General features: G+C 62.5%; 21 protein-coding genes, 1 tRNA gene and 1 pseudogene. 11 read left to right on the forward strand and 12 right to left on the reverse strand.

All coding sequences use genetic code 11. The features are described 5' to 3' along the window. Positions 1 to 9: 9 nt before the first annotated feature. On the reverse strand, positions 10 to 1,947 hold the full coding sequence (locus tag ACQ5J0_RS13135) for a peptidyl-prolyl cis-trans isomerase (RefSeq protein WP_462567961.1): 1,938 nt from the start codon (positions 1,945 to 1,947) through the stop codon (positions 10 to 12). A 202-nt stretch (positions 1,948 to 2,149) separates the two neighbouring features. Between ACQ5J0_RS13135 and tpiA the strand changes: the two genes are divergently transcribed. From tpiA to ACQ5J0_RS13150, 3 genes are all read left to right on the forward strand, one after another. Beyond that, positions 2,150 to 2,911, forward strand: coding sequence for a triose-phosphate isomerase (tpiA, locus tag ACQ5J0_RS13140; protein WP_462567962.1), 762 nt, complete (start codon positions 2,150 to 2,152; stop codon positions 2,909 to 2,911). An 83-nt stretch (positions 2,912 to 2,994) separates the two neighbouring features. Beyond that, the gene (gene secG / locus ACQ5J0_RS13145) at positions 2,995 to 3,369 is read left to right on the forward strand and encodes a preprotein translocase subunit SecG (protein ID WP_462567963.1); all 375 of its coding nucleotides are present in this window, start codon (positions 2,995 to 2,997) and stop codon (positions 3,367 to 3,369) included. A gap of 104 nt (positions 3,370 to 3,473) precedes the next feature. After that, complete coding sequence (locus ACQ5J0_RS13150) at positions 3,474 to 5,108, forward strand: CTP synthase (protein ID WP_462567964.1); 1,635 nt, start codon at positions 3,474 to 3,476, stop codon at positions 5,106 to 5,108. 355 nt (positions 5,109 to 5,463) lie between these two features. Here ACQ5J0_RS13150 and ACQ5J0_RS13155 read toward each other — a convergent pair whose 3' ends face one another. Further along, positions 5,464 to 5,937: an Hsp20 family protein gene (locus ACQ5J0_RS13155; RefSeq protein ID WP_462567965.1), complete on the reverse strand. Its 474-nt coding sequence runs from the start codon at positions 5,935 to 5,937 to the stop codon at positions 5,464 to 5,466. 177 nt (positions 5,938 to 6,114) lie between these two features. Here ACQ5J0_RS13155 and grxC point away from each other — a divergent pair, with 177 nt between their 5' ends. The 4 genes from grxC to ACQ5J0_RS13175 all read left to right on the forward strand — a co-directional run bounded on the left by grxC (position 6,115) and on the right by ACQ5J0_RS13175 (position 7,832). Then, a complete protein-coding gene (grxC, locus tag ACQ5J0_RS13160; protein WP_462567966.1) occupies positions 6,115 to 6,378 on the forward strand; it encodes a glutaredoxin 3 in 264 nt (87 codons plus the stop codon). A gap of 10 nt (positions 6,379 to 6,388) precedes the next feature. Then, positions 6,389 to 7,204, forward strand: a complete 816-nt coding sequence (locus ACQ5J0_RS13165; protein ID WP_462567967.1) for a carbon-nitrogen hydrolase family protein — start codon at positions 6,389 to 6,391, stop codon at positions 7,202 to 7,204. Positions 7,205 to 7,213: 9 nt separating this feature from the next. Beyond that, positions 7,214 to 7,681 carry a DUF1178 family protein gene (locus ACQ5J0_RS13170; protein ID WP_462567968.1) on the forward strand — a complete coding sequence of 156 codons (468 nt, stop codon included), beginning with the start codon at positions 7,214 to 7,216 and terminating at the stop codon, positions 7,679 to 7,681. Positions 7,682 to 7,755: 74 nt separating this feature from the next. Continuing rightward, positions 7,756 to 7,832 (forward strand) — tRNA-Arg (locus ACQ5J0_RS13175). Positions 7,833 to 8,063: 231 nt separating this feature from the next. On the opposite strand, the gene ACQ5J0_RS13180 is transcribed toward ACQ5J0_RS13175, so the two are convergent. From ACQ5J0_RS13180 to ACQ5J0_RS13200, 5 genes are all read right to left on the reverse strand, one after another. Continuing rightward, the gene (locus ACQ5J0_RS13180; protein ID WP_462567970.1) at positions 8,064 to 9,239 is read right to left on the reverse strand and encodes an EAL domain-containing protein; all 1,176 of its coding nucleotides are present in this window, start codon (positions 9,237 to 9,239) and stop codon (positions 8,064 to 8,066) included. A gap of 58 nt (positions 9,240 to 9,297) precedes the next feature. After that, positions 9,298 to 12,441 carry a PAS domain S-box protein gene (locus ACQ5J0_RS13185; protein WP_462567971.1) on the reverse strand — a complete coding sequence of 1,048 codons (3,144 nt, stop codon included), beginning with the start codon at positions 12,439 to 12,441 and terminating at the stop codon, positions 9,298 to 9,300. Positions 12,442 to 12,775: 334 nt separating this feature from the next. Beyond that, the gene (locus tag ACQ5J0_RS13190) at positions 12,776 to 13,459 is read right to left on the reverse strand and encodes a response regulator transcription factor (RefSeq protein WP_462567972.1); all 684 of its coding nucleotides are present in this window, start codon (positions 13,457 to 13,459) and stop codon (positions 12,776 to 12,778) included. After that, complete coding sequence (locus ACQ5J0_RS13195) at positions 13,456 to 14,607, reverse strand: EAL domain-containing response regulator (RefSeq protein WP_462567973.1); 1,152 nt, start codon at positions 14,605 to 14,607, stop codon at positions 13,456 to 13,458. Before ACQ5J0_RS13195 ends, ACQ5J0_RS13190 begins: the two co-directional genes overlap by 4 nt. Next, a complete protein-coding gene (locus ACQ5J0_RS13200) occupies positions 14,604 to 16,439 on the reverse strand; it encodes an ATP-binding protein (RefSeq protein WP_462567974.1) in 1,836 nt (611 codons plus the stop codon). Before ACQ5J0_RS13200 ends, ACQ5J0_RS13195 begins: the two co-directional genes overlap by 4 nt. A 47-nt stretch (positions 16,440 to 16,486) precedes the next feature. On the opposite strand from ACQ5J0_RS13200, the pseudogene ACQ5J0_RS13205 reads away from it, so the two are divergent. After that, positions 16,487 to 17,497: pseudogene (locus ACQ5J0_RS13205) on the forward strand (methyl-accepting chemotaxis protein); the annotation flags it as partial. Positions 17,498 to 17,589: 92 nt separating this feature from the next. Here the strand turns inward: ACQ5J0_RS13205 and ACQ5J0_RS13210 are convergent. The 5 genes from ACQ5J0_RS13210 to hppD all read right to left on the reverse strand — a co-directional run bounded on the left by ACQ5J0_RS13210 (position 17,590) and on the right by hppD (position 22,366). Next, a complete protein-coding gene (locus ACQ5J0_RS13210) occupies positions 17,590 to 17,760 on the reverse strand; it encodes a hypothetical protein (protein ID WP_462567975.1) in 171 nt (56 codons plus the stop codon). Positions 17,761 to 18,409: 649 nt separating this feature from the next. Continuing rightward, positions 18,410 to 19,600, reverse strand: a complete 1,191-nt coding sequence (locus ACQ5J0_RS13215; protein WP_462567977.1) for an MFS transporter — start codon at positions 19,598 to 19,600, stop codon at positions 18,410 to 18,412. 71 nt (positions 19,601 to 19,671) lie between these two features. Then, a complete protein-coding gene (locus ACQ5J0_RS13220) occupies positions 19,672 to 20,541 on the reverse strand; it encodes a mechanosensitive ion channel family protein (protein ID WP_462567978.1) in 870 nt (289 codons plus the stop codon). Between the two features lie 91 nt (positions 20,542 to 20,632). After that, positions 20,633 to 21,205, reverse strand: a complete 573-nt coding sequence (locus tag ACQ5J0_RS13225; protein ID WP_462567980.1) for a VOC family protein — start codon at positions 21,203 to 21,205, stop codon at positions 20,633 to 20,635. 48 nt (positions 21,206 to 21,253) lie between these two features. Then, positions 21,254 to 22,366 (reverse strand): 4-hydroxyphenylpyruvate dioxygenase, encoded by a 1,113-nt coding sequence (hppD, locus tag ACQ5J0_RS13230; RefSeq protein ID WP_462567982.1) that lies wholly within the window; start codon positions 22,364 to 22,366, stop codon positions 21,254 to 21,256. 183 nt (positions 22,367 to 22,549) lie between these two features. Between hppD and ACQ5J0_RS13235 the strand changes: the two genes are divergently transcribed. The 3 genes from ACQ5J0_RS13235 to ACQ5J0_RS13245 all read left to right on the forward strand — a co-directional run bounded on the left by ACQ5J0_RS13235 (position 22,550) and on the right by ACQ5J0_RS13245 (position 25,509). After that, positions 22,550 to 22,876, forward strand: coding sequence for an FtsB family cell division protein (locus ACQ5J0_RS13235; protein WP_462567984.1), 327 nt, complete (start codon positions 22,550 to 22,552; stop codon positions 22,874 to 22,876). Between the two features lie 152 nt (positions 22,877 to 23,028). Then, the gene (gene pdhA, locus ACQ5J0_RS13240) at positions 23,029 to 24,120 is read left to right on the forward strand and encodes a pyruvate dehydrogenase (acetyl-transferring) E1 component subunit alpha (RefSeq protein WP_462567986.1); all 1,092 of its coding nucleotides are present in this window, start codon (positions 23,029 to 23,031) and stop codon (positions 24,118 to 24,120) included. Between the two features lie 3 nt (positions 24,121 to 24,123). Then, positions 24,124 to 25,509, forward strand: a complete 1,386-nt coding sequence (locus ACQ5J0_RS13245; protein WP_462567988.1) for a pyruvate dehydrogenase complex E1 component subunit beta — start codon at positions 24,124 to 24,126, stop codon at positions 25,507 to 25,509. Positions 25,510 to 25,517: the final 8 nt, after the last annotated feature.

The following is a 25,517-nucleotide window of genomic DNA, read 5'->3' on the forward strand; positions in this document are numbered from 1 at the left end:
CGTCGCCTCCTAGCGCTCGCCGGTCAGTTGGCGGCTGACCGCGTCGATGGCGGCCTGGTTGCGCTCGACTCCCATCGTTTCGCGCATCGCGATCACCAGCTGATCGGCGTATTCCTGGCCCACGGTGTCGCCGAGCTGAGACTGCGCCTGCGCGATCAGCGGATCGTCGCTGGCCATCTCGCCCAGTTCGATCGCGTCGAGATCGACCACGAACCAGCCCAGGTCATTGGTCGCCTCGAGCCGCTTGCTGGTGCCCTGCGCCATGCTGAACAGCAGCGCGAGCGGCGGCGGAATCCGCTGGTCGCCGCGCCGCGCGAGGTCTTCGCGGGTCAGGGCGATCTGCTCGGCGGCGGGCAGGGCGACATCCTCCGCAGCCAGAGCCGCGGCCATGGTGGCGCCGCCGCGCAGACGCGCCAGAATGCGATCGGCCGCAGCACGCGCAGCCTGCGATCCTTGCGCCAGCTTCCAGCTGGTGATCACGTCCTCGCGAATTTCCGCCAGCGGCGCAGCGGCGGAAGCGGTGACCTCGGCGGTTTCGAAGAGTGCGAAGGTCTCGCCGCGCGCGACTTCGCCGACCTGCGGCTCGCTTTCTTCCATCTGGAATGCGGTTGCGAGCACCGGGGCGATCTCCTCGGCGATGGTTTCGCCCTGCGTTCCGTAGATGCCGCCATCGGCGGTCACCGGACGGGTGCTACGAACTTCGAGATCGAGATCCTGCGCGATCGCCGTCAGCGTTTCGCCATCGTCGATCCGCTCCTCGATCTGCGCCGCGAGATCGACCAGCGCGCGCACGCGCTTCTCTTCGCGGATCGCGGCGGCCAGCTCGTCGCGTACCTGTGCGAGGCTGCGGCCCTGCACCGTATCGACCGCATCGACCCGCGCGACATGCCAGCCCAGCGCGCTGCGGGTGGGCTCGGTGATCGCACCGCGCGCCGCCCCGAAATAGGCCTGAGCGACCGCAGGCGAGGCATCGTCGGCGATGTCCGAGCGGGATTGTTCCTCCAGCTCGGAAGCGCGGAAGCCGGCTTCCTGCGCTACCGCCTCGAAAGACGCGCCGCCGGAAACGCGCTGGCGGATGGATTGCGCCGCCGCTTGCGTGGGCACGATCAGCTGGGTGAAGCTGCGCGTTTCGCTGGCTGCATATTGGGCGCGGTTCTCCTGGTAGCGCGCTGCGATTTCGGCATCGGTCGGAGCGATCGCATCGGCGATCGCGTCCTCGCCGAACAGCGCATAACGGATCACCCGCCGCTCGGGACGGATGAAGTCGCCGCGGTTCTCCTGATAATAGGCCTGCAATTGCGCGGCGCTGGGGTCGCCCTCGGGGAAGAAGGCGCCCGAGGGCAGAAAGCCGATCGCGCCTTCGCGGCGCTCCTTGAACAGGCGCGCATAGCGGCTCGCAAGCGAGCGCGGGATGGTAGCGCCGAAGCTGGCAGGGATCAGCATCTGCTGCGCCAGCAGGCCCGAACCGATGTCCTGACGAACGACGGCGTCGGAGAGCCCCTGCGCCGCGAGCGCCTGATTGTAGGCATCGGCGCTGAAATTGCCGTCGGGTCCGCGGAAGGCACCGATCTGGCGGATTTCGCTGTTGATGAGATTGTCGCCGGCGCGAAGGCCGAATTGCTGCGCATAGGTCGAAATCGAATAGCGCGCGATCAGCTGGTCGAGCACTTCCTCAAGCCCGCCCTGCGCGATGAAGGCGGGCATCGACAGCGCCGGGTCCTCCTGCCGCAGCCGGTCCAGCGCGGTGCTCGCCGATTGCGCCAGTTCGGCGCTGTCGATGCGCTCGTCGCCCACCACGGCCACGCGCTCCCCGCCGGCAACGCCGCCGAACATCCCCGTATTGGCGACATCGCTGCTGGCAAAAGCGAAGGCGATCAGGCCCAGAAAGACGAAAGTGATCGCCAGGCCGATCTTCGACTTGAAGAAACTGCGGAAAAACTGAAGCATGACAGGAAGCTATCCGAAAAATGCGATGATGCGGGCGAAACCGCGGGCCCCGGGCGGGACCGTCGAGGCTCGCTTTATCCGCGCTGCGACCTTGCCGCAACAGGTGGCGAAGGTTTTGACGCGGAACGCTCGCTCGGCTAGCGGAGCCGGCCCGCCGCCCCCATATCGGCGGGCCACTCACACACGATAGCAGGATGAACGCATGGCCGAACGGCCCTACATCGTTGGAAACTGGAAGATGAACGGCACCCGCGCCATGCTTCCCGAAGCACGGGCGATCGATCGTGCCGCGCAGCGCAACATGAAAGTGGAGGTGGCGATCGCGCCGCCTTTCACGCTGATCCACGCCGTCCACCGCGAGGCCGAGCAGATCGGCGTGGGCGCGCAGGATTGCAGCTGCGATCCCGATGGCGCGCACACCGGCGATATCTCGGCGACGATGGTCGCCGATTCGGGCGCGAAATTCGTCATCCTCGGCCACAGCGAACGCCGCACCGCGCATGGCGAGACCGATGCGATGGTCGCGATGAAGGTCCGCTCGGCGCTCGATGCGGGCCTGCGAATCATCCTGTGCTGCGGCGAGAGCGAGACGACCCGCGACGCCGGCGAGGCCGAAAGCTTCGTCCTCGACCAGCTTCGGACCAGCCTGCCCGAAACCGACAACGCCGCCGAGAAGGTCACGGTCGCCTATGAGCCGATCTGGGCGATCGGCACCGGCAAGACCGCAAGCCTCGAGGACATCGGCGCAATGCATGCCGCGATCAGGGCGCTGCTGGTCGAAACCTATGGCGAGGAAGCGGGCCCGGCGGTGCGCATCCTCTATGGCGGTTCGGTCAAGCCCGAGAACGCGCGCGAGATCCTCGCGCTTCCCGACGTCGACGGCGCGCTGGTGGGCGGGGCAAGCCTGTCCGCCGAAAGCTTCCTCGGCATTGCGGTGGCCGCCTCGGAAACCGAAGAGGCGTAAATACGAGTGCTCTCCTGTCGCGGCCTTGTCGCGGCGCGCGGCGGCGCCTAGATGCGCACATCACATCCTGATACGGAATTCCCATGTTTCTCTTCCTTACCATCATTCAAGCGATCGTCGCCGCAGCCCTGGTCGGCGTCATCCTGATGCAGCGTTCGGAAGGCGGCGGCCTCGGCATCGGCGGCAGCCCCACGGGAATGCTCAGCGCGCGCGGCGCGGCGGATTTCCTCACCCGTTCGACCCGCTGGCTCGCGGTGCTGTTCGTGGCGTTGTCGATCGCGCTCGCCGCGGTTGCCGCCAGCAGCGGCGGCGCGGACACGCTGGAAACCACGCTCGACCGCGATGTCGCGCCCATCGAGCGCAGCGATCCGCTGGGTGGTGGTCCGCTCGGGGGCGCTCCCGCACCGGCGCCGGCCCAGCCCGCAACCGCGCCGGCAAGCGACCCGCTCGCGCAATAGGGCGTCCGGCGCGCACAGATCTGTGGATTGAACGCGCTGCGGCGGGTTCCATCTGCCGAATGCGCTTGCGCCACCCCCCGATGGACGACTAACAGCCACCTCCCATGGCGCGGTACATTTTCATCACCGGCGGCGTGGTCTCCTCGCTCGGCAAAGGTCTCATGGCGGCATCGCTTGCAGCATTGCTGCAGGCGCGCGGCTACAAGGTTCGCATTCGCAAATTCGACCCTTATCTCAACGTCGATCCGGGGACGATGAGCCCCTATCAGCACGGCGAGGTCTATGTGACCGACGACGGCGCCGAGACCGATCTCGATCTCGGCCATTACGAGCGCTTCACCGGCGTTTCGGCGCGCCAGTCGGACAATGTGACCTCGGGGCGGATCTATCAGCAGATCATCACCCGCGAACGCCGCGGCGACTACCTCGGCGCCACCGTACAGGTGATCCCGCATGTCACCGACGCGATCAAGGAATTCGCGCTCGCCGACCAGGACGATCACGATTTCATCCTGTGCGAGATCGGCGGGACGGTCGGCGATATCGAGAGCCTGCCGTTCATGGAAGCGATCCGCCAGATGCGGAACGAGCTCGAGCCGCTGCAGACGCTGTCGATCCACGTCACGCTGGTGCCCTATATCGCGGCGGCGGGCGAGCTGAAGACCAAGCCGACGCAGCATTCGGTGCGCGAGCTGGCGAGCCTCGGGATCAAGCCCGACATGCTGCTGTGCCGCGCCGAGCGACCGATCCCCGAGAGCGACCGACGCAAGATCGCGCAGTTCTGCAATGTTCGCGCCGAGGCGGTCATTCCGGCGCTCGATGCGCCCTCGATCTATTCGGTGCCGCTGCAATATCACGGCGAGGGGCTCGACCGCGAGGTCCTGCGCGGCTTCGGCATTACCGATGCGCCCGAGCCCGACCTGTCGCGCTGGTATGATGTGGTGGATCGCCATTCCAATCCGGAAGGCGAAGTCACGATCGGCGTGGTCGGCAAATATGTCGGGCTGCCCGACGCCTACAAATCGCTCAACGAGGCGCTGGTCCACGGCGGGATGGCGCACCGCGTCAAGGTCAACATCCGCTGGATCGATGCCGAGGTGTTCGAGCAGGACGACAGCGATATCGCCGCGCAGCTTGAGCCGCTGCACGCGATCCTGGTCCCCGGCGGGTTCGGCGAGCGCGGCTCGGAAGGCAAGATCGCCGCGGTGCGGTTCGCGCGCCAGCGCAAGGTGCCCTTCTTCGGGATCTGCCTGGGAATGCAGATGGCCTGCATCGAGGGCGCGCGTGAGGCCGGCCTGCTTGCCGCCTCCTCGACCGAATTCGGCACCACCAGCGAACCGGTTGTGGGTATCATCACCGAATGGATGAGCGAAGCGGGGCTGCAGCAGCGCGCCGAGGACGGCGATCTGGGCGGGACCATGCGGCTGGGCGCCTATGACGCGGCGCTCACGGCCAACAGCCATGTCTCGCGGCTCTATGACGGCGCGACCACCATATCGGAACGCCATCGCCACCGCTACGAGGTCAACAGCGCCTATATCGAACCGCTGGAGAAGCAGGGGCTGGTGTTCTCGGGCATGTCGCCCGACGGCTTGCTGCCCGAAATCGTCGAGCGGCCCGACCATCCGTGGTTCGTCGGCGTGCAGTTCCATCCCGAATTGAAGTCCAAACCCTTCGATCCGCATCCGCTGTTCGCCGGATTCGTGGGCGCGGCGCTCGAACAGGCCCGGCTGGTCTGAATTTTCTTGCTGTTGGCGATCGGGCCAATTCGCATCTAACATTCTGAAAAGGGGCGCGATGCCGGATGGCGACTGTCGCAGCGGGGCGCCGCGACTACGGCAAACCGTTCATCTCCCCTTTATCTTTCGTCATAGTTGATGCAATAGGCTCGTCCGCCGTGCCTTTGGGCATCGCGGCCGAATAGCGCGCCACGCGACAGATTGTTGCGTGGACAGGGCTTGCTTCGACGTTGGTTGTCTTCTGCGACCCGGACGATCGACATCGGGGCTTGGCGGCGTCATGCGTCGCGGGGGCGGAGCGCAAGCTCCGCCCCCTATTCATTTCAGGTCGTTACTACTGGGTAGGGGAGGGGAATCACGCCGCTGCGGCGCTGTCCTCCTCGTCATCCTTCACCACTTCGAGCGCGGCCTTGCCGCCGATGGCGATCTTCTTGGGCTTCATCGCCTCGGGCACTTCGCGCACCAGATCGATGGTCAGCATTCCGTCGGCGAGATCGGCATTGGCGACCCGGACGAAATCGGCCAGTTCGAAGCGGCGCTCGAACCCGCGGTTGGCGATGCCGACATGCAGCATCTCGCCTTCGGGCTGGTCGTCGCGCTTGCGGCCCTGCACGGTAAGCAGGTTCTGCTGCGCAACGATGTCGAGATCGCCGTTGCGGAAGCCCGCCACCGCCAGGGTAATGCGGTAGGAGTCCTCGTCGCGGCGCTCGATGTTGAAGGGTGGGTAGTTCTCGCTCGAACTGTTGCGGGCCTGGCTTTCGAGCAGGTCGAAAAGCCGGTCGAAGCCGACGGTCGAGCGGCGATAGGGGGTCAGATCGATACGGTTCATAGAAACAAATCCTCCTGTGAGCAATTTGATACACTGAAGGAGCCTGCGCTCGGCAGCGCCCCCTCGATCGTTCACCGCGCCCGTCCGGGCCGTGGTGAACACAATCGAGATAGTTTCGTGCAGACCCGTGTCAAGACGGGTATGATCGTTCGAATTTCATTTTTTGAAGGGTTCGCCATGTCCAGTCCCGCCGTCACCATCTACACCAAATTCACCTGCGGATTCTGCGCGCGCGCCAAGCGCCTGCTGGACGAGAAGGGCGTCGACTACATCGAACACGACATCACCATGGGCGGCCCCAAGCGCGACGAGATGCAGTCCCGCGCGCCCGGCGCCCGCACCGTCCCGCAGATCTTCGTAGGCGATACGCATGTCGGCGGGTCGGACGACCTCTCCGCGCTCGAGCGCCAGGGCAAGCTCGACGCGCTGCTCGCTGGTTGACCGCGTGCCCGTGACCCGGATCGCCGTCCTGCAGATGACAGCCGGGGTCGATCCCCGCGCCAATGCCGCGACCATCGAGCACGCTGTCGCCGAAGCGAAGGCGGGCGGCGCGCGAATGCTGTTCACCCCCGAGATGAGCGGGATGCTCGACCGCGACCGGACCCGCGCCGCCCGATCGATCTCTTCCGAGGCCGAAGACCGCGTCCTCGAGCGCGTGCGCGAGGCGGCAGCGCGCGAAGGACTGTGGGTCGCGCTCGGCTCGCTGGCGCTCGACAATGGCGACGGCAGCTGGGCCAACCGCTCGCTGGTGATCGATCCGCAGGGCGAGATCGCCGCGCGCTACGACAAGATGCACATGTTCGATGTCGATCTCGACGGCGGCGAGAGCTGGCGCGAATCGCGCACCTATCGCGCGGGCGACGAGGTGGTGACGGTAAACACTCCCGTCGGCCGATTGGGACTAACCGTGTGCTACGATCTGCGCTTCCCGGCGCTGTTCGAGGCGCTGGGCCGTGCGCGCTGCGATGTCATCGCGGTCCCCGCCGCTTTCACCGTCCCCACCGGCGAGGCGCATTGGCACGTCCTCCAGCGCGCCCGGGCGATCGAGGCGAGCGCCTATGTCGTCGCCGCAGCGCAGGTCGGGGCTCACGAAGACGGCCGCAGCACCTATGGCCACAGCCTGGTGGTCGATCCCTGGGGAGAAGTGGTGCTCGATATGGGCGGCGAGAAGCCGGGATTGGGTTTCGCCGATATCGACCCCGAGCGCATCGCGCAGGTGCGGCGCCAGGTGCCGAGCCTTGCCAACCGGCGCGAAATCGCCAACTAGCCCGCCAGCATGATCGTCTACGACCTCCATTGTGCCGAAGGGCACCGGTTCGAAGGCTGGTTCGGCTCCTCGGCGGATTACGTCGAACAGCGCGAGCAGGGTCTGGTCGAGTGCCCGCAATGCGGCTCGCAGGAGGTTGGCAAAGCGCCGATGGCTCCCGCCGTCCCCGCTAAGAGCAATCAGCGGACGGGCAAGGTCGTCGCAAAATCCGGCAAGCCGGTCACCAATCGCGAAATCCCGCCCGAAGTGCATAAGGCGATGCGCGCGCTCGCCGAAGCGCAGGCCAAGGCGCTGCGCACAAGCACCTATGTCGGCGACGGTTTCGCCGAGGAATCGCGCGCGATGCATTACGGCGAGAAGGAGGTCGAGGCGATCCATGGCAAGGCCACGGTGCGCGAGGCCAAGGAACTGATCGAGGAAGGCATCGCGGTTGCCCCGCTGCCTTTTCCGATCGCGGAGCCCGACAAGCTCAACTGATCCGCCGCGGATCGCCGTCATCGACCCATGGCCCGTTGTCAGCCGCCCGAGGCTGGCTTATTGGCGAAGCCGACGCGCCCGTAGCTCAGCAGGATAGAGCATCAGATTCCTAATCTGGGGGCCGGAGGTTCGAATCCTCTCGGGCGCACCATTTTCGTTCGATGCTGCGCACGTAGTATTGCTGGAGCGCGGGGCCTTCCCTCCCGAAGGGGCTCGCGCATGAGTTCAGCAAATTGATCAAAGAGCGCAGGTGTAATGCGCCATTCGTTGGTGATCTCCAGAGGGTGGGAACCGGCCGGTCCACACAGATACAGATCGAAGATCTTCCGAACGATGAATGCTAGCTGGCTTGCCAGGACGTGGCATGCACCCGCCTTGCCCCCTAATCTTTATCAGCAGGTGCATTTGCTCTGACAGGCCCCGCTCCGCACGTATCGCGGATTTCAGGTTTGCCCCACAGATAGCCTTGACCGAACTCGGCGCCTAAACCAAGCGCGAGGAGACGGTGCTGTTCCGTTTCGATTCCTTCTACCACGCAGTCGATCTGGTGCGAGCGGCAAAAGCGGATCACCTCTTGCAGAATTGGACGAGACAATTCTTGCTCGACACAATTCTGAAAAATTTCCCGATCTATCTTTACTTCCGAGATCGGCAATTCCAACAAGCGCTCCAGACTCGTCGTGCCCCGACCGAAGTCGTCGATCGCGATACCGCAACCGCGAAGCGCAAGGCGACTTGCCGCGACTGCAATGGTATCGAGCGCTTCGATACTATGGTGCTCGGTCAACTCAAGGACGAGCATGTTGGGCGGAATTGCAAAATCGGCCAATGCACGCGAAATCATCGGCATCAACTCCGCTGCGCAAAGAACCGCGGGCGAACAATTGATGGAAACCGGCTCAACCCGCCCACCATTGAAAATTTCTGCGGCGAATTGCATCGCCCCGCGCAACACTGCTTCGGTTACGTCCAGCTGGATGTGGACCGGCACCATATCCGAGAAGACGAGTTCAGGGCTGATCGACCGATCGACGTCCAGACGCAGCAACGCTTCGTGGCCGATGACGGTCTGGTTGCTGAGGCGCCGTTTGGTTTGGAACGCGACGCAGACATGATCGAGAAGTTTGCCATCTATAATCAGATCTTGAACGAGCGCTGCCTGGTCCGGACCGGATTGCCCGTCGGCGGAGCAGAAACGGTCTAGAAGCTTGATCAGTTCGATGAGCGAATAAGGCTTCTCCAGCCTGCCAAGAACGGGGATCCCGAAGCCGATAGCGCTCTTCGCCGCTGCATTTATGATCCTGTCGCTGTAGCCGGAAGCCACAATGATGTGCGGCTTTACCGCGAATCGCGAGATTGCCTCAATGACCTCAAAGCCGTCGATTCCGGGCATTCCGAGATCGAGCAGGACGATGTCCGGGGTTCCGTACAGGCCCTTGGAAAGCTCGACCGGACTGGCAGTCCAGTTCGCGGCGATTCCTCGTTGACCCAGAGCGCGAACCAACTCGCGACAGAACGCCTCATCGTCATCCACGATCAGGATCTCCGGCTTTGTCATGCGGCGGCGCTCCTGTGTAACATGCAAGCGATCACACCTTTAGCGATCGGAAGTTGCTTTAGAGTTTTTGCAGTACTGCACGAAGATCTTCGAGGATCAGCGGTTTGGACAACACGGCGTCCACGTTGAATGGCGCGCCGTCGCTGCCGGTCATTCTGCTTCCCCAGCCTGTGAGGAGGAGCACCATGGTCTCTGGAAAAAGCTCCTTCGCCTTCTTCGCAACCTGATGGCCATCGACGTAGGGCATCCCGAGATCGGTGATTACCGCATCGAATGGCTCTCCGGCTTTGAGCGCAGCTATCAAGGCCTCGATACCGGCTTCCCCGCCACCTGCAGTGGTTATGCGATAGCCTTCGAGATTGAGGATCATTGCCGTCGATTCGAGCACTGCGGGATCATCATCGACTAGCAGCAGTCGCAGCAGACGTAGGCTCTTGGGGTTATCCCCCCCATCTTGTCTGGAGGCGGCGGTTTGAGTGATCGGAAATTGAAGGCTTACCGTCGTGCCGCGCCCGAGCGCGCTCTCAATTTCGAGCTTTGCATCATGACGCTGGGCGGCACCATAGACCATCCCCAGCCCCAATCCGGTGCCCTGTGCGCCTTTGGTGGTGAAAAACGGCTCCAGACAACGCTGCTGGGTGTCTTCGTCCATCCCGCTGCCTGTATCGTCGACGCGCAGGCGCACTAGCGGATCGCCCGCCGTACCCGTCATTTCCTGGGTCTCGATGGTTATAGTACCACCCTGCGCCAAAGCGTCGACGGCGTTGAAAATCAGATTGGTGATCGCGTCGCGAAGCTCGGACGCATTACCCAGAACGGCAGGCAGGTCCGGGAAGAGCACCATATCGATGGCAATCACCACACCGTTCCGTTGCGGGATGTCGCTCCATCGAGCACGCGTGAGCTCGACCACCTGCTCGACGAGCTGGTTGAGATCGATACGCGTCTTTTCGGGTTCGGCAGCGTCAACCCTGTAGTACTCACTCATACGCGCCACGGTAGCAGATATATCTTTCGTAACCCGGTCGGCGATTTGCAGATAATCGCGCACTTCCTTCGGAAAAGTCTCGTCATTCTCACGCAGATATTGCGTGTAAAGTGCCATCGGAGAGAGTGCGTTGTTTATGTCGTGAGCAAGGCCGCTCGCCATTTGACCGATCGCGCTCAACCGCTCCTGCTGGACCGCAGCCTGCTGTGACTGGTCGAGCTCATCGTATGCCTTCTGCAAATTACCGTGTAGTTGCGCTTGCCTCATTGCCAATGCGACATGCTCCCCCAATTGCTTGAGAAACTCGCAATCGGTGCTGAGAAAACCTTCCTTTTCCGATCGCGCGGCGATGAGCATTCCGTACCCGTCGGCTTCGATCGCCAGCGGGGCGACTACCATGGATCCCAACCCCAGTTCGGCAAGCCGATCGAACGGAGCTCCTACCGTTGAGGTATCCGGTTCGTAGATCAGCGTTCCTCCACTGTATTGCCTGTGCAAATCAGCAGCGATATCCAGAACATCGCCTTTGGAGAAACCGAGCAATTCGCGACTTTTAGGGTCTCGGACGCCGAGATGGCCGATCACGCATTCGTTCGAGGCCTGATCGAAATGGCAGATGCAGACGAACTCGGCGGGAAGCCCTTTCTTGACCGCCTCGACCACGATCCCGAATATACTGTCCAGATCGAAACGTTGGCTGGTCGCGCGCGTGATCTGGTCGATCAAGGCGAGGCGCTCGAGCTGCGTCTTGAGCCGTTCATGGGCAAGCTTCCGGTCGGAGATATCCCTAATGAAGCCTGCGAAACTGATCGTACTGCCGAGCCGAATTGGTGTGATCGATAGCTCGACGGGAAATTCACGCCCATCGCGGTTCAGCGCTGACATTTCTATTCGCCGACCAAGGATCTTGCTTTCCCGGCTTGCCAGATAGCGTGCCATTCCCTTCCGATGGGAGTCGCGCAGTGGCTCGGGGATGATAAGCTCGTCGACCGGCACGCCTATCGCCTTGCGCTTCTTCCAGCCGAATATTATTTCGGCTTGCGGGTTCCAATCCGTTACAACGCCCTGGTCGTCGATCGTGACCACAGCGTCCATCGCTGTCGCAACAATCCGATTGGCGCGGCGCTCGCTTTCGCCGAGGGCTTCCTCGGCCTGCTTGCGATCGGTAATATCGGACGAGATCCCGCACATGCCGTAGGCAATGCCGGTTTCGTCGAACAACGGCGTTTTTAGCGAAAGGTAGCTGCGCGCCACGCCGTCTTGCAGAGCAGTCTCTTCCTCACTGATCGCATGGCCCGCCGCGATCACACGCTCGTCGAGAGCGCGATATCGCGCGGCCGCATCAGCCCCGAAAAGATCGTGGTCGGTCTTGCCGATGACCGATTCGACATCGAGGCGGAACAGCTCGCAAAATGCGCGATTGACCAGCAGGAAGCGCCCGTCGGTATCTTTGGCGTAGATCAACGCCGGCGCATTATCGACGATCTCCTGGATCAAGCGCTCGCTCCTGTGGCGCGCGCCTTCGCTGGCGGACAGCGAGTTCGATACTGCCAGGGCAGCGATGACGGCTGTGACGGCGAGCAGCACGGCCAGTAGAGCGAGGCCGAATGCCTGATCGAAGAAGCCGTTTTGCGAACCGGCCAGGGTGAGTGCCGAAAGCAGGAAGGGAAGCGTGAGCGCGAGCGGCAATAGCCATCGGGCAAAACGCCCGCCTCTGTCTTGTCTGAACAATATGGGGATCCAGCCCGCGTCGCGTCGCATGAATAGCGCGGCGAGCGCCAACAGCGCCAACACCAGAACGGAAGGCAACGACATGGCAGCAAATGCCGACATCTTGTAAAGCGATGCCGCGCCGGTAAGATAGCCACCAAAAGCCAGCAGTGTTATTCCGAACGCAGCGATGATGAGTACCGAGTACACCCATCCCCCCCATCTCCCACGGCGTTGCAGCAGCGCCGCCGAGAGCATCAAAACGGCGAGCGACGATGAAGGCGCCGTTTGCCCCCATCGGGCACCCAACAGATAGCCGTCGAAATCCGGATCGACGAGATATCTGGCGAGCGCATAACAACTGATAATTGCCGCGCTCGCCAGGGCGATACGAGCGATCGTGGTGCCGCTCCCCTCACGTTGCAGTATGGCGACAGAGCACAAGCCAGCGCACAAGATGGTGAAGAGAGACATTTCCGCCCAGCCGGGGCCGAATTTCGTCAAGATATCGAGTCCGTAAAGCCATCCTGCGAGCGCCAGCGCGCACACAGTCAGAACGCCTACCGCCAATATTCGATGTAATGCTTGCATCGGCCGGGAATCTACCAATCTGTCGTTGACGAACGCTTGGTGCGACCGTGTGGGTTCGAGGATGTCAGACTAACGTAACGGATTGCGGTGAGGGACATCAATGGCATGGGGATGTCGCGAAAACCCTTCGGCGGCAGATCCAATGCTTGCGGAGAATGATGTTGAGCCCTTGGTGAGGTGCCGGACGCGGGGAGGGCAATGCGCGTCGTCGAGCACGATGCGGCTGGCTCCATGTATCGAGCAAGAGTTAGTACATGATGCTTCTATCGGGCAGCTCCCCTGCAGCAGTATCGAATGGCTGACTCACACCTTCGGGAAGATCCATCTCGCACAAATCGGCGTCGACGAGAAGACGCAGGAGATCCGGAAGGCTTTTCACGTCAAGCTTTGCAGTGAGGCTTGCGCGATGATTGTCAACGGTCCGCGGACTGATGCACAATTCGCGCGCAACCTCCTTGCTGGAAAATCCGCGGCAAACGATCGCCGCCACCTCAAGCTCCCGCGGCGTGAGCCTCGCCAACAGCTCAAGAGCGGAACTCCGTCTCGTTCGGATGATCTGCTCTTGAGCCAGGCGGGCTTGAGCAGAAGCGATGGCTTCGAGAAGCCGGGATGCAGTGCAGGGCTTCTCGATGAAGTCGACGGCGCCAAGTTGCATAGCGGCTACGGCCATCGTGATCCTTCCGACACCTGTGAGCATCAGGACATGATGGGCACTGCGTGCGCCGATCAGCTGCTCGAGCAGCTCGATCCCCGTTATATCGGGCAGATTCTGATCGAGGATAACGCAGCCGGGCGCCAGCTCTCCTGCTGCCGAAAGAAAAGTGCCGCCGGCAGCGAAGCCATACGCTTGATATCCCTCACCGCTCACGAGCTCGATAAGTTCTTCACGTATGACCGGATCGTCGTCGACGATGTAAACATCGAAGGTCAACACACACCTCGTCTCGGCTCGTAACTGGGAATTTTGGCTCTTCCCCACAAAAATCCCTGCCCGAAATCCGCGCCCAGATCGCGGGCGACCGACAGATGATGATCGGTCTCGATCCCGACGACGGTGGACCGGATATTATGAGCGCGGCAGAAACCGATCACTTCTTCTATGATCTTGCGCGACGAGCATCCCTCAACGCCGCTCAAGAATATCTCTTTGTCGATCTTCAACTCGGTAATGGGTAACATAAGGAGGCGCTCGAGACTGGTCGTCCCCCGGCCGAAATCGTCGATCGCGATACCGCAACCACGGAGCGCCAGGCGGCTCGTCGCGGTGGCGATGGCATCGAGCGACCTCAAGCTTTGATGCTGGGTAAGCTCGATCACGACGAGTTTCGGAGAAAGGGACCATCGCTCCAACAGATGCGAAAGCATCGGCATGAACTGCGGAGCGCAGATGAGCGCTGGCGAACAATTCACCGAAACCGTCTGCTCCAGGCGGTCGGCCAAAAGAGTCGAGGCAAACCGCATGGCCTCATCCAAGACTCTCTCGGTAACCTGCAATTGCGCGGCCAAATCGACCGTATCCGCGAAAACCAGTTCCGGACTGATCGGGCGGATTGAATTGAGTCGTAGCAATGCTTCGTGACCTACGACCTCGGCGCTATGGAGCCAGTGTTTCGTTTGAAACGCGACCTGCACATGATCAAGCAGACTCCCTGCTTTGACTAGCCTGCGAACAAGCGCTGCATCGTCCGGAGCAGTAGCGCTGCTCGCTGGATAGAAACCATCCAGCAAGCTCATCAGGTCACGAACCGAGTAAGGTTTCGCAAGAATGCCGAGCACCGGCACGCCCAAGCGGTCGGCGCTTCTGACCGCCGCTTTGATGATCCGGGCGCTATGGCCGGAGGCCACGACCAGATGAGGACCGCCCGCTATACGGGAGAGCGCCTGGATGACCTCGAAACCATCGGCCTCGGGCATCGCAAGGTCGAGCAAGATAATGTCCGCCCCGTCGTAAGCGGTCGTCGCTGTCGATCCCGGCCTGGTCGTCCAGCGCGAGTTGAAGCCGTGATGACTGAGCGCATCGGTCACTTCTCGGCAGATTTCCTCGTCGTCGTCGATGACGAGAATGTTTGGTTTGCTCATGCCGCAGCCTTACCCACGTCCTTGGGAACGGCTTCGGCTTTAGAGGATAGGACCACACTCGCGGGCCAACGAAGGGTCAGCGTGGTGCCCGGCTCCTGCCCAAGCTTCGGCGAGATCGAAATCGCGCCGCCGACTTCCAGCATGATTTGCCGCGAGATATAGAGGCCGAGACCGGTGCCCTTGCCTTTCGGCTTCGTGGTCACAAAGGCTTCGAAGGCATTTTCCGGCTGCGGGATATCGAGACCAATCCCATTGTCAGTGATTTCAACTGCAAGTCCGATTTCCTCATGGCGGATCACAACGATGATTTCCCCTGCCAATTCGGGCTCTCGCGCCCGCCGCGACGCGATCGCATCGATCGAATTTTGCACCGCATTGACGACGATCTGCTCCAGTCCCACGAGCGGCAGTCTAACGAGCACCGGGGCGTCCGCGCCGATTACCTCCATCCGACTGTTTTCCTGAACAAGCAGAGGCCTCACGAACGTCGCGGCATTGCGTATTCCTTCGACGATATCGAACACCTCGTCGTGCTCTTCCTCCACCCGGGCGTAATTTGACACTCGACCTATAATAGAGCGCGCCCGCTCAACCTGCTCCAGAATTCGCTGAAATTTCGCGCGTGCCTTGAGTACGGGTGGGTCCACGATCCCTTCGGTGAGGAGCGACCCGTTCTCTGCCGCCAGCGAAATCGTGAACAAGGGTTGCTTCAGTTCATGGCTCAGCGCCGAAGCCATGCCGCCAAGCTCGGTCAGTCTCGCATGCTGCAACATTCGGTCTTTGCTGAGCCGCGACTGACGAAGACGCAGAATGCAACCGGAACGCCAACAGTGTGGCAAGTACGGATCGCGAGCCAGCAGCAGATACCAGTCGCTATGTGTCGGCGAGGCAAGTCGGAACTCGACCATCACCTGATGGTCCCCAAGCGCAGTGGCGACCGCAAGTCGATCGTTAGGATGAACTTCGAACTCCTGAGCGCAGGGAGCATGGTCGAGATCGACATCGGTGAAGGAGAGCAGCCCATCGCGTGCAGAGAAGCTGATGTCGGTCACCAGGCGCAGCTCGATACCCCGCTTCAGTTCTCGCACCGCCTCGCCCAAGAGGCGCCGCTCCTCCGCGCTCGCCGCATAATGATTGTTGGCTTCGACGAAGAAGGCCGCCGGGCGGGCGAGCTCGTCGATAGAAATGCCTTCGGGCGGGGTCAGGCCAGGTCGACCGAGCGAGCCGAGAAGTCGATCGAGCGCACTCGCCGAGCGTCGCATGGCGATACCGACGAGTAGCTCCAAAAGGCCCGCGAACAAAAGCACGGCAAGAGGCCCCAGCATTTGAAGCAACACGCGCGTATATGCCGCCTCGGCAATGGGACGGGTCGCGTAGACAAACTGGGTTCGCGGCGTCGATGAAGTCACACCCAGATGGCAGGCGTCGATCCAATACGCGAAGGTGTTCTGATCGTTCGGACCCGCTACTGCGGCCCCGGTATCGACCCGGGTGCAACCGAGATGCTCAAGGATCTGGTCGGCCTCGAGATCGATCGATCGCCCAAAAGCGACTTCCTGTGCCGGAAGGCCCAGGCTGCTGATCAGGCGGATGCCCTCCGGCCCGCCATCGCCCCGGTTCTGGAGGACCAGGATCTCGGCACTCATCGCCATCTCACGCATGTAACTGGTGAAGATCGCTGGGAAGCTGCGGACTTGAGCCGAATACAGAGCCAGACCAGACCCTACGACCACCAGCAATGTGCTGGCCCGGACCAGGGCGAACAAGCTGAAGGTCGACCTTGGCTTGATCGCGAGCGTCTGGAATCGCAGCGAAAAAATCAACAGGATCATGTCGACGATCGCGGCAAGAGCAACGTCGGTAAGGAGCTTGCGGATATCTTCGGGAGCTTTCGGAGGGTAACTTGACGGCGCAAATTACGAGCGAGTTTCCGCCAGCTTACGCGGCCCTCAAAACCAATTTCAACCAAGCACTCGAGGCCCTTCGCGAGCTGATTGGAGCCGTGCATGAGAGCGCCGCGCAAATTCAGACGGGTTCAGGAGAGATCGCGCAAGCCTCCGAGGATCTCGCGAGGCGCACCGAAGGCAATGCCGCGAGCCTGGAAGAGACGTCGGCCTCGCTCATCCAGATCGATGGGCGCTTGAAGGCGACAGCAACTGCCGCTTCGCGGACGGTGGAGCGCGCCGATCAGGCGAACGGCACAGTCGGTGTGGGTCGCAAAGTCGCAGAGGAGGCGGTTGAGGCCATGGGCCGCGTTTCTCAAAGTGCCGAAGGCATCGACAGCGTCATCGAAGGACTGGACAAAATCGCTTTTCAAACGCGCGTACTGGCGATGAACGCAGCAGTCGAGGCGGGCCGCGCCGGCGATGCCGGCCGAGGGTTTGCAGTGGTCGCGGATCTCGTTTCGGCACTCGCCATGCGCGCAGAGGAGGAAGCCAAGCGCGCCCGCGATCAGCTTACCGTCACGCAGACGGACATCGGTACCGCCGTAGAAGCGGTACAGAAGGTCGATGGAGCGTTGGTGGCCATTTCCGGTGACGTGGAGCAGGTTCACAAATTGCTGGAAAGCATGGCCTCGGACAACCAGGCGCAATCAGCGGGAATAACCGAAATCTCCACGGCGATTTCGACCATGGACCAGTCTACGCAGCAGAATGCAGCGATGGTCGAAGAGACGTCAGCCGCGGCACGCAACCTGACGCATGAGGTTCAGGCGCTTGCCGAGCAAGCAGGGCGCTTCCACATGGGCGCAGACCGCATCCCCGCAGGGCAACTCCGGGCCGCTGCTGGAGGAGCAAACAGCTCGAGATCGCCCCAAGCAAAGCTTCCCGTTCAAGCTCTCGCCCACCTAAAGACGATAACTCCCCAGAACGACTGGAACGAATTTTAGTCCAACCGCCTCCTCGCTAGAAGCGGGGTGTTGTCGCACCCAATCGCAACTAGCGTCAGGCAGGCGCAGATGTCCCCTTTCCCGGCATTGCCTCAGCGCGTGAGGTTCTGCCACTCGGCGAGCGCGGCCGAGTGGCGGGTCTTGTTAGTCTGGCGGTCGATCAGATGGCGTTCGGAGCTGAAGCGCTTGTTGTCGTTGGCATAGATGAAGGCGCATTGCGTAGCGCCTTTATGTCGCGGAATTGCGGCATCGTCCGCTCTCATGGTCGGAACGGAAGACGCGAGTTCTCCCGCCGGCTGTTTGGCCGAGCGTCCGACCTCCTACCTCGCCTCGCAGCCGAACTGAGTCATTGCGGTTCCTTAGGTGCGCAAGCGTTCGTTGATGATAATCTCGGGTGGACCATGACGCTTTAGCTTTCTCTTCATGAAGCCCAAAGCTGCGGCCTTGTCGTGCGTTTTGGTGACGTAACTCTCAAGCACCTCACCCTCTGATCCGCCGCTCGAAAAGGCAATTGGTCCCCACCTGCACCTTATCAAGGCGCAAACAGTGGCGCAGACCTGCCTCACCAGTGAGGCACGATCTCATGATTGATGTCGAAGCCGTGCTCCCAAAGGGCAGACGCCGGATGCTTTTGAACCTGAACGATGCTGACTGGCAAACTTGCCGCCAAGAATGTTCGCCATCCCCTCTTGGGCTTCAAAAGCCGCCGTTCCGGATCGTCCGACATTGCAGCCGCTTGAGGATGATCGATCCGATGTCTGCTCTCGGGAAATCGGCGGGAGTGCCGGAACGACCGAAGTGAAGGCGTGAAGCAAACGTCATCGGTCGAGTGGCACTGAGATTTCCCATTGATCACAGTCCCATCATGTTCAGGCCGGGTCCACAATTTCCGTTCGCACGCCCGGCAGCCGCTTACTCGCTCCGTCCGTAGATCCGCCACGATACTAGCGAGATCGCCACGATCGCAAGGCAGGAAGCGAAGACGTAGAGTGCGGTGCCGTTCCAGCCGTAGAAATCGTAGATCGCGGTCCCGGCGATGCTGCCGATCGCGCCGCCGATGAACATCATCACGATGTAGATCGTGGTCAGCCGCGTGCGCAGGCCGGGGGCGAGCGAGAGGAAGGTCATCCGGCTGGTAACGTCGATCGCCGGGCCGACCAGATTGCCGAAGAAGATCGGAATCATCAGCAGCCACAGATTGTTGCCGAAAGGGATCAGCAGCGCGATCCCGGCGGTCTGGACCAGCGAGAAATAGAACCGTGCGCGCCGGGGACCGAACCTGTCCGCCAGCGTCCCCAGCCGCGGGGTCGAGAGGATGCTGATCGCGGCGAAGCCTGCAAGATAGCCGACCACGTCGGTGCCATAGCCCATCTCCGGCGAGGTCAGGTGCAGAGCCAGCCCGAGCCACAGCGCGATGAACTGCGCAAAGCCGATTCCCTGGATAAGCCCCGAGAGCAGGATCTCGCGGTGCGAGCGCAGCAGCGGGAAGACCGACATCACCAGCGCGAAATAATTGCCCGTCGGCTTGTCGCGTGTGGCCTCGAGCCGGGGCATGATCCGGGGGAGGGCGATAGCGATCGCGATCATCGCCCCGCTGGCGATCCAGTAGACCGCGCGCCAACTGAAATATTCCGCGACGACGCCGGCGCCGACGCGGGCGATCAGTATCCCGAAGATCACCCCGGCGGTGAGAGTGGCGGTGACATGGCCGAGCCGCTCGGGCGCGACGCGCTTGGAGGCATAGGCGGGGAGCAGATAGGGAGCGATGGTGAAGAAGCCGAGCAGCGTCGATCCGGCGGTGAACAGCACGAAGTCCTGCGCCAGCGTCATCATCCCCAGGCCGATGCACTGACCCGCGGTGAACAGTACCGTCAGCCGCCGGTTGGAGAAGCGGTCGCCGAGCGGCAGCAGCAGGAAAATGCCCACCGCCAAGGCCAACTGGTTGAGCGCCGGGACCAGCCCGATCGTCGCCGTGCTGACCCCGAACCCCTCGGCCACTTCGCCGATGATCGGGTGGATGTAATAGGCATTGGCGGTCACCACCGCAGCCGCCAGCGACAGCAGCAGCTCCTGCCGGCGGGTGAGATACTCGGGAGTGCTCAAGCGGATCGACCCGCAGGTTTATTCAGCACGGCCATCGATCCACCCTTCCATCGCACCCTAACCCGGGTGCGTCAGTCTTCGCTGTCGCCGCTCGGTCCCAGCGGGACCCGCTCCTTGAAGGTGTGCGTCACATAGGGGAAGGGTATTTCGATCTCGGCCGCGTCGAGCCCGGCCTTGATGGCGCGCACGACCTTGTCCTTGCTCTCCCAGCCATCGCGCGGAGTCGATCCGGCCCACCAGCGCACGAGAAAATCGACCGAGCTCGAATTGAACTCCTGCGCGAAGACGTCGAGCCCCTTGTCGGGCTCGATGCCCTCGACCCGCTCGACCGCGCGGCGGATGACATCGGCGGCATGATCGAGATCGGTGTCGTAGGAGACGCCGACCACGACCTCGTGGCGGCGCCTGAGTTCGTCGGTCAGGATTTCGACCGGGTTCTTGAAGATCATCGAATTGGGGACGATGGTCAATTCGCCGGAAAGACGGCGGACATGGGTTTCGCGCAGCGTGATCTTCTCGACCTTGCCGGTGATACCCTCGCATTCGATGACGTCGCCGATCCGCATCTTCTCGCGCAGCATGATCAGCACGCCGGCGAGGAAGTTCTCGAAGATGTCCTGAAAGGCGAAGCCGATCGCCACCGCGCCGATGCCGAGCCCGGCGAACAGGGTCGCGGGGGTCAGCCCGGGCATGACCACGATCGCGGCGATCATGATCCCCATCAGCCAGATGCCGAGCCTGACCAGCGTGTCGATCAAGGCCTTGAGGCTGGGACGGATTTCGGTCCTGCCGACCAGCATGTCGGCGATTTTGGCGGCGAAGCGCGCGATGATCCAGGTCAAAACCAGGACGATCAGTGCGATCGCCAAGTTGGGCAGCGCGGCCACAAAACCGGTCGCCATTCCCTGCACCTGCTCGCGCAGCGTTGCGATATAGTTCAAGACGAAAGCCTCCCTTCGGGCGGAAACGAGAGGCCCGGGAGGATGTTCCGAACCGGCGCGGCGTCATTTGCCGCGAGGGTGGATCGGCGGATCAACCGCCGGCGTGTTCCTTGCGCGCGATCTCGTGCAGCCAGGCGGCATGCTGCGGCGCGGTCCGGGTCTCGCTCCATTCCTCGAGCATCGGCATGGCTACGCGTTTCAGCTCGGCGTATTGCTCGTCGGTGCCGATATCGGTCGCCAGTTCGACGCGGTGGCCGTTGGGATCGAAGAAATAGATCGACTTGAAGATGCCGTGATGGGTCGGTCCGAGCACTTCGATGCCGAGACCTTCGACGTGTTCTTTCGCCGCGAGCAGCTCGTCCTCGCTGTGGACCCGGAAAGCGAGATGCTGGACCCAGGCAGGGGTGTTCTCGTCGCGGCCCATATCCTTCTGCTTGGGCAGCTCGAAGAAGGCGAGGATGTTGTCGTTACCCGCATCGAGGAAGACGTGCATGTAGGGGTCGTATTCGCCGGTCGAGGGCACGTGGTCCTCGGAAAAGGCGCTGGTATAGTCCATGCCGAGCACCTTCTGGTACCATTCCACGGTCTCCTTGGCGTCCTTGCAGCGATAGGCCGCATGATGGACGCCGCCGAGGCGGATCGGGTGCGTGGTCTGTTCGGTCATGGCCGGTTCCGTTCTTGATTGCGGGAGGGGAGAGATGCTGGGGTTGCGTTACTCCGCCGGTTCGGCTTCGCGCTCCTCGAGCTTGAGCGAGCCGCGCTTGATCTGGTCGCGCTCCATGCTCTCGAACAGCGCCTTGAAATTGCCTTCGCCGAAGCCGTCGTCGCCCTTGCGCTGGATGAACTCGAAGAACACCGGTCCGACCTGCGCCTCGGCGAAGATCTGCAGCAGCAGTCGCGGGCTGCCGCCCTCAATGCTGCCGTCGAGCAGGATGCCGCGCATCTTGAGCGCTTCAGCATCCTCGCCATGACCGGGCAAACGCTCGTCGAGCATCTCGTAATAGGTTTCGGGCGGCGCGGTCATGAAGGGGACGCCGAATTCCTTGAGCCGGTCCCAGGCGGCGACCAGATCGTCGCAGATCAGCGCGATGTGCTGGATGCCTTCGCCGTTGAACTGCTTGAGGAACTCCTCGATCTGGCCCTTGCCGCCTTCGCCTTCCTCGTTGAGCGGGATGCGGATCTTGCCGTCGGGCGCGGTGAGCGCCTGCGAGGTCAGCCCGGTGTACTCACCCTTGATGTCGAAGAAGCGGATCTCGCGGAAGTTGAACAGCGTCTCGTAGTAATTGGCCCAATAGGACATCCGCCCGTTGTAGACGTTGTGGGTCAGGTGATCGATGACGTTGAAGCCGGCACCCACCGGATGCCGGTCGACGCCTTCGAGATACTCGAAATCGATGTCGTAGATCGACAGTCCTTCGCCGCTTTCGTCGGCATAGCGGTCGATCAGATAGATGATCGCACCGCCGATGCCGCGGATCGCGGGGATGCGCAGTTCCATCGGGCCGGTCTCGACGGTTACCGGCTCGGCGCCGCGTTCGAGCAGCTCGGCATAGGCCTGGGCCGCGTTCTTGACCCGGAAGCCCATTCCGCAGGCCGAGGCGCCATGTTCGCGCGCGAAATACCAGGCGGCGGAGCGCGGTTCGTAATTGGCGATCAGATTGATCGCACCCTGGCGCCACAGATCGACATCCTTGGAGCGGTGCGAGGCGATGTGGGAAAAGCCCATCGCCTTGAAGACGGGTTCGAGCTGGCCCTTTTCCGGAGCGCAGAACTCGACAAATTCGAAGCCGTCGAGACCGATGGGATTGTCGAAAAGGTCGGGCATGGGCTGTCCTCCGGATTTGCGTGATTAGTTGCAAAGGTAACTACATGGTCGCGGGCCCCGTGTCAAGTTTGCTACGGTCGGGAGAAGCCAGCGGTTCCTTCGTGGGCAGAGCAGGAACTCCAACCGCCGCATCCCCCGCCGTTTGCGCTTGCGCGCAGCAGCCAAGTATGATTCTGGTAGCTTATGAAGCGGACAGTGGGAAAATTCGGCATTCGCAGGGAACGCGGCGTTCAGTCGCTGGCGCTCGGCGTGTTGTTGGTGATGGGCGGTCTCGCCATCGCCGGGCCATCCGGGCTGCTGTCCTGGAGCGAGAACTTGCGGCTGCTGGACCAGCGGCAGGCGCATCTTGCCGCCCTGACCAAGGAACGCGATGCGCTGCGCAATCGCGTCGCGCTGCTCGATCCGGACAGCGCCGATCCCGACATGGTCGGCGAATTGCTGCGCAGCCAGCTCAACGTCGTCCATCCCGACGAGGTTGTGATCCGCCTCGACGACGAGGACGCGCGCTAGTCACCCCTGACGTTACGGTTTCGATACCATCGGGCCCGCGCCCCGTTGCGCGCGCCGCGCCCTTGCGCCTATAGGCCACGCGACCCGGCCCCGGGATCGAGCAGAGCTTCGGGGCAATCGACGGGACCAGAACGACCGAAGGGACACCGGACTTGGCCAAGACCCCCGCCAGCGCGACGAAATCCGCGAAGAGCGACCCGAAGCAGCCCAGCGAGTCGCCCGCCGACTTCGCACTCCACAGCCTGCAGGACGAGCACGAGAAGCAGAAACGCTACGATGCCAGCCTGGAACAGATGCTCGCCTTCTACGAGCAGATGCTGCTGATCCGCCGCTTCGAGGAGCGCGCCGGCCAGCTTTACGGGCTCGGCCTGATCGGCGGCTTCTGCCATCTTTACATCGGCCAGGAAGCGGTCGCGATCGGCCTGCAGTCCGCGCTCGACAACGATCGCGACAGCGTGATCACCGGCTATCGCGATCATGGCCATATGCTCGCCTACGGGATCGATCCCAAGGTCATCATGGCCGAACTCACCGGGCGCCAGGCGGGGATTTCCAAGGGCAAGGGCGGCTCGATGCACATGTTCAGCACCGAGCACAAATTCTATGGCGGGCACGGCATCGTCGGCGCGCAGGTCGCATTGGGCGGCGGGCTCGCGCTCGCGCATCAATACAATGACGACGGCGGATTGTGCCTGGCCTATTTCGGCGATGGCGCCGCCAACCAGGGCCAGGTCTACGAAACCATGAACATGGCGTCGCTGTGGAAGCTGCCGATCGTCTTCGTGGTCGAGAACAACCAGTACGCGATGGGCACCGCAGTTGGCCGCTCAAGCGCCGAAACCGAGTTCTACCGGCGCGGGGCGGCCTTCCGCATTCCCGGCATGGATGTGAACGGCATGGACGTCCTCGAAGTGCGCGGCGCCGCCGAAATCGCCTTCCGCCACGTCCGTGAAGGCAATGGTCCGGTGCTGATCGAATGCAACACCTATCGCTACCGCGGGCATTCCATGTCCGATCCGGCCAAATACCGCACCCGCGAGGAAGTGCAGGATTTCCGCGACACCAAGGATCCGATCGAAGCGATGAAAAAGACCCTGCTCGAGAACGGCAAGACCGAGGACGATCTGAAGGCGATCGACAAGGCCATCCGCGCCACCGTCTCCGAAGCCGCAGATTTCGCCGAGAATTCGCCCGAGCCCGATGCGGCGGAACTCTACACCGATGTGCTGGTGGGGGAGTACTGAGCCATGGCCATCGAACTCAAGATGCCCGCGCTGTCGCCCACCATGGAGGAGGGTACGCTCGCCAAATGGCTCAAGCAGGAAGGCGATACGATCGAGCCCGGCGATATCATCGCCGAGATCGAGACCGACAAGGCGACGATGGAATTCGAAGCCATCGATGAAGGAACGCTGGGCAAGATCCTCATTGCCGAGGGCACCGAGAATGTTCCTGTCGGCACGGTGATCGCCATGCTGGCGGGCGAGGGTGAGGACGCTTCCGAGATCGAAGCGCCCGCCGGTGCCGTGATAGCCGATGAGGAGGGTGAGGGCAAGGATGTCGGCCGCGACGACGAGGACGGCTCGATCACTCCCGAGAAGCCCAAATCCAAGCCCAAGTCGGACCCCGATATCCCGCACGGCACCAACATGGCCACCGTCTCGGTCCGCGAGGCGCTGCGCGATGCCATGGCCGAGGAAATGCGCCGCGACGAGCGCGTCTTCGTGATGGGCGAGGAAGTCGCGCAATATCAGGGCGCCTACAAGGTCACCCAGGGGCTGCTCGACGAATTCGGCCCCAAGCGCGTGATCGACACGCCGATCACCGAATACGGCTTTGCCGGCATCGGCACCGGCGCGGCGATGGGCGGGCTCAGGCCCATCGTCGAATTCATGACCTTCAATTTCGCGATGCAGGCGATCGACCACATCGTGAATTCGGCGGCCAAGACCAACTACATGTCGGGCGGCCAGATGCGCTGCCCGGTGGTGTTCCGCGGTCCCAACGGCGCCGCCAGCCGCGTCGGCGCCCAGCACAGCCAGAACTACGGCCCGTGGTACGCCAGCGTGCCCGGCCTCATCGTGATCGCGCCCTATGACAGCGCCGATGCGAAAGGCCTGCTCAAGGCGGCGATCCGCTGCGAGGACCCGGTGGTCTTCCTCGAGAACGAGCTGGTCTACGGCAAGACCTTCGAACTGCCCGAGTTCGACGACCACGTCCTGCCCATCGGCAAGGCGCGGATTGTGCGCGAGGGTTCGGACGTCACCATCGTCAGCTATTCGATCGGGGTCGGGTTTTCGCTCGATGCGGCGGAAAAGCTTGCCGAAGAAGGCATCGAGGCCGAGGTGATCGATCTGCGCACGCTGCGCCCGCTCGACACCGCCACGATCCTGGAAAGCCTCGCCAAGACCAACCGGCTGGTCATCGCCGAGGAGGGCTGGCCGACCTGCTCGATCTCCTCCGAGGTGATCGCGCTGTGCATGGAGGAGGGTTTCGACCACCTCGACGCGCCGGTGCTGCGCGTGTGCAACGAGGATGTGCCGCTACCCTACGCCGCCAATCTCGAAAAGCTGGCGCTGATAGACGCTCCGCGCATCGTCGCGGCGGTCAAGAAGGTCTGCTACGTGGAGTGAGTGGTTGC

Source organism: Qipengyuania sp. SM2512 (genome assembly GCF_054954005.1).